This is a genomic window from Sphingomonas sp. CCH9-E2, from assembly GCF_001557215.1.
GTDB lineage: Bacteria > Pseudomonadota > Alphaproteobacteria > Sphingomonadales > Sphingomonadaceae > Sphingomonas.
Window position 1 is genome coordinate 1 of sequence record NZ_LSJM01000270.1, and the last position, 4,128, is coordinate 4,128.

The 4,128-nt window shown below is 67.5% G+C and carries 6 protein-coding genes, 1 tRNA gene and 1 pseudogene; 1 reads left to right on the forward strand and 7 read right to left on the reverse strand.

Features of this window, described 5'->3' with window-relative positions:
• The 6 genes and pseudogenes from AX681_RS22860 to AX681_RS12510 all read right to left on the reverse strand — a co-directional run.
• A pseudogene (locus AX681_RS22860) lies at positions 1-186 on the reverse strand (hypothetical protein); the annotation flags it as partial.
• Between the two features lie 15 nt (positions 187-201).
• The gene (locus AX681_RS12490; protein ID WP_066657918.1) at positions 202-402 is read right to left on the reverse strand and encodes a hypothetical protein; all 201 of its coding nucleotides are present in this window, start codon (positions 400-402) and stop codon (positions 202-204) included.
• Positions 374-583 carry a hypothetical protein gene (locus AX681_RS12495; protein WP_066657920.1) on the reverse strand — a complete coding sequence of 70 codons (210 nt, stop codon included), beginning with the start codon at positions 581-583 and terminating at the stop codon, positions 374-376. The genes AX681_RS12490 and AX681_RS12495 overlap by 29 nt, the downstream gene beginning before the upstream one ends.
• 41 nt (positions 584-624) lie before the next feature.
• Positions 625-1,161, reverse strand: coding sequence for a DUF2497 domain-containing protein (locus tag AX681_RS12500; RefSeq protein ID WP_197421826.1), 537 nt, complete (start codon positions 1,159-1,161; stop codon positions 625-627).
• An 81-nt stretch (positions 1,162-1,242) separates the two neighbouring features.
• The gene (locus AX681_RS12505; RefSeq protein ID WP_066657923.1) at positions 1,243-2,745 is read right to left on the reverse strand and encodes a TolC family outer membrane protein; all 1,503 of its coding nucleotides are present in this window, start codon (positions 2,743-2,745) and stop codon (positions 1,243-1,245) included.
• Positions 2,746-2,759: 14 nt separating this feature from the next.
• Complete coding sequence (locus AX681_RS12510; RefSeq protein ID WP_066657926.1) at positions 2,760-3,422, reverse strand: protein-L-isoaspartate O-methyltransferase family protein; 663 nt, start codon at positions 3,420-3,422, stop codon at positions 2,760-2,762.
• A 164-nt stretch (positions 3,423-3,586) separates the two neighbouring features.
• Here AX681_RS12510 and AX681_RS12515 point away from each other — a divergent pair.
• Positions 3,587-3,660, forward strand: a tRNA-Cys gene (locus AX681_RS12515).
• 5 nt (positions 3,661-3,665) lie between these two features.
• On the opposite strand, the gene AX681_RS12520 is transcribed toward AX681_RS12515, so the two are convergent.
• Positions 3,666-4,128, reverse strand: a 463-nt coding sequence (locus tag AX681_RS12520; RefSeq protein ID WP_197424288.1) for an oxidoreductase C-terminal domain-containing protein, incomplete at its 5' end; no start/stop codon positions are given.

A 4,128-nucleotide genomic window follows, 5' to 3' on the forward strand; every position in this document is an offset into this window, starting at 1 on the left:
CTCCCCCACCCGAATGCGAACCCGCTCAAGCTGCAGGTCGGCGGACGCAAGGAGGACATAGATCATCCTGACCTCGAACCCGCGTGCGCGTGCGCGTTCCACTAGCGGCCGATATTTCGGAGAGGACAGCCCGGTTTCGACGCCGATCGTCTGATAGGCATCGATCGAAGCATCGAGCCAGGCCATGATCCGGTCGAGCGCCTATGCATTAGCCGGGGCAGCTGGGACGGCTTCGCGCTGTTCGATTTGCAGGCTCAGCAAGTCCGGATTGATGATCCAGACCGAACCGCCCCATCCTTCAATGTCGGTGCGGTTGTAAAAGGTGCTTTTGCCGCTGCCGTTCGGTCCAGCGACGATCCACAGGATCGGACGTTCAGGCTTGCGCGGCGTCCGGTGCAGCATTCGCGCGCTCACGGCGTTCGGTGCGGACGCGGCGCACATTCGAGGTGAAGGCAGCGAGCAAATCCATGCCGAGCGTTTCGCTATCGGCTCTCACAACCTTGAGGCGCACGATCTCACCGTCCGGGGCGCGGACGGTTTTGGTCGGGAGCTTCGCCGGCGAAATTTTGCGCGGCTTGGTCATGGCGCGAATATGGCCACTCGCCGGAGCAAAGGAAAGCCCCGTCAGTCGCGCCCTGCGGCGATCCGGGAAATCTCGCGCTGGACCATTTCCTCGACCATGCGCGGCAGATTGGCGTCGAGCCAGTCGCGCAGCATCGGGCGGATCATTTCCCGCACCATGCCCTCGAGCGAGGTTTCGCCCGCCGGGATCGCGGGGGCCGCAGCGGGTTCGGGCTTTTCCACCATCCGCGACAGTGCCTCGAGCGGGCCGCGCGTCGCTTCGGCCGTGGTCGGGGACAGGATCGGTTCGGGTGCAGGCCGCGGGGCCGGTTCGGGCGCAACGTCGCGCAAATCGACGCGCGGCGTTTCGCGCTGGATCGGCATCGGCGCGCGGCGCGCCTCGGGCTGTACGGGCTCGCTCGGCGCGGGCTGGTTCAGCTCGAGAATTTCGTCGTCATCGACTGGAGCGGGGGCCGGCGCGGCGGCACGGGCCGGACGGCGCGGACGATTCGCGGTCGCGGCATCGCCCTCTTCGGCGATGATGCGTTTGATGGAGGAGAGAATATCCTCCATCGACGGCTCGTTGCTCACGTCCCCCATCATCATTCCTTAACCAGGAATCGCAGTCGCCGCCACCTGTTAGATTTACGGTAGGAATGTCAACCGTTCAGCAAGCGTTGTTCAACGCGGCTGGGGATCGACCGGACCGGAAACATTGGGATTCTGCGCCGGCGTATTGACCGTGCGGGTCGCCTCGGCCTCGGGCTTCGGGTTGTCGCGCCAGTCGGACAGGCTGCCACGGACGCGATCGTAATTCGCGACCGGATCGTAAAGCGGCCCGCCGTCGAGCCCCAGATCCGCAGCCTCGGCCTTACCCATCGCGGCCAGTACCGCGAAGCCCGCGACATAGGCGTCGCGCTCCGCCGTCACCAGCTGGACCTGGCTGTTGAGCAATTCCTGCTCGGCATTGAGGATGTCGAGGATGGTGCGCGTGCCGACGCTGTTTTCGGCGCGGACGCCCTCAAGGCTCAGCTGGTTTGCCTGCACCGCGACGCGGCTGCTTTCGATCACGCGCAGCGCCGACTGATAGACCGCATAGGCCGAGCGCGCTTGGGCGATCACGGCGCGTTCGGCGGCGGTGACCTGTTCGATCGCCGCCGATTCGCGTGCCTGCGCCTGACGCACCTGCGCCGCCGGGCGGCCGCCTTGGAACAGCGGGATGCTGAGGCTCACCCCGGCCGAGGTCGCGAAGCCGTCATTCGGCACCCCGATGGCGCTACCCGCCCCGGGGACCGATCCGAAACGGTTATAATAGTCGCCGCCCACGCCGACACTGACCGTCGGCAGGCGACCGGCACGGGCGACGCGGACGTCATAGCCGCTCGCTTCACGCGCCTTGCGCGCGCCTTCCAGCGCCGGATTGTCGGTGAGTGCGGTCGCGACCGCCTGGTCCGGACTCGCGGGCAGGCCGGGGAGCGGCGGCGGCGGCGCGAGCACGCCCGGCGCGGTCCCGACCACTCGAATATAGTTTTCCCGGCTGGAGATCAGCCGCGCTTCGGACGCGCGCAGCTGCGCCTGTGCCAGGGCGAACCGGGCTTCGGACTGGGCAACGTCGGTGCGGGTGAGGTCGCCGACCTCGAACCGGTCGCGCGTCGCCTGAAGATTGACGTCGAGCGCGCGGACATTCTGCTGGTTGAGCCGCACCGTCGCTTCGTCGCGGATTACATCCATGTACGCGGCGACGACATCGGTGAACAACGCCGCCTCGACGCTGCGCAGTCCAGCGCGCCCGGCCTCGACGCGGGTCTCCGCCGCGCGAACCGAGTTGCGCACCGCGCCACCCGAAAAGATCGGGACGCTCAGGTCGACGCCCAAGCTGCCCTGGCGCGGCACAGAGGTCGGCGAGGAGTCGGTGTTCGACAGGCTCTCGCTATAGGCACCGGTCGACGACACTCCCGGCAAGCCGCGCGAGCGCGCGATCGGGACATTCTCGTCGGTCGCGCGCAGATTGGCACGCTCGGCGGTGATGTCGGGGTTGGTGCGATAGGCCTTGACCAGCGCCTCGCGCAGCGTTTCGGTCGGCTGCGCGGCGGGCGCCTGCCCGGCCGGCGGCACGGTCTGCGCCAGCGCGGGAAGCGTCAGACCGGCAGCACTCACGCCGGCAAGGATCAGGCTCAATCGCATCACGTTCGCTTTCCTCAGAACTGGAACCCGCGCGGCTTGGCAAAGCCGGGCAAAACAGCACATTCACTATCGACGACACTGGCAAGGCCGACGCCCGACGCGGTACGCACACCCGACGCAATGCGGGTGACCCCGCGATCGGACAGGCCGGTGACCACCCGCCCCCCTTCGCGCACCTGATCGGCCAGCGCATCGGGAATCTGCTCCACCGCGCCGTCGATCAGCAGCAGGTCATAGGGTGCTCCGTCCGCCGCACCCGCCGCCAACCGCCCTTCGACCAGCGTCACGCCTTCGCCAAGCGCGTTCCGCGCCAGCGCGGCCAGGTCCGCGTCTTCCTCGACCGCCGTCACATCGGCTCCGACCCGTGCGGCGATCGCGGCGGCATAGCCACCGGCAGCACCGATCACGAGCACCTTCTCCCCCGCCTCGATCCGCGCTTCGGTCAGCAGCAAGCCGGTGGCGAGCGGCGGATTCTGCATCCGGCCATTGCCCAGCGGCAACGAACGGTCGCGATAGGCGAACGGGCGCTGCGAGTCGGGGAGGAAATCCTCGCGCGCGACCTGCGCCATCGCGGCGACCACGCGCGCGTCGTTGACGCCGCTGGTGCGCAGCTGGCTCGCCACCATTGCGGCGCGGGCGGCCTCATGGCCCATGGGTTCGGTGGTCGCGGTCATCATCACTCCAGCCCTGTTCGCACAACTGTTATAGTCATGCAATACACTTGTTCGCTCGCGCGCTTGTATCGCGTGGCGCCGCCCGCGCCAAGCAAGCTTGCCCGCAAAATTCGCAACAGCGGTTGACACGGGCGCTTGCCCCGCGCACATCGCGCCCTCGCTGTCGAGGCCCGATGGCGGAGTGGTTACGCAGAGGACTGCAAATCCTTGCACGCCGGTTCGATTCCGGCTCGGGCCTCCAAATCGCTACGCTGCGATTTCCTTGAGTGGCACACTCGCATCGGCGAGCGCCGCCGGGTCGGGCGACAGCCGCTCCACCACCAGCTTGCGACCCTGCACATAATCCTTGGTCGCGTTGACGCAGTCGAGCGCGATGACGCGGCCGTCCTTGAGGTACACGACCGAAAAGCTGCGGTTCGCCGGATCGCCGCGCAGGATCGCCTGATCATGGCCGGTCGACAGGCCGACGGTCTGGAGCTTGAGGTCGTACTGGTTGGACCAGAACCACGGCACCGCGTCATAGGCCAGTTCCTGCCCCATGATCGTCTTGGCCACCAAGGTCGCCTGATCATTGGCGTTCTGAACCGATTCGAGCCGGATCGGCATGTCGTCGGCGAAGCGGTTGGCGTGGAGCGCGCAGTCGCCGATCGCGAAGATGTCGGGCAGCGAGGTGCGGCACTGATGATCGACCGCGACGCCATTGCCGCCC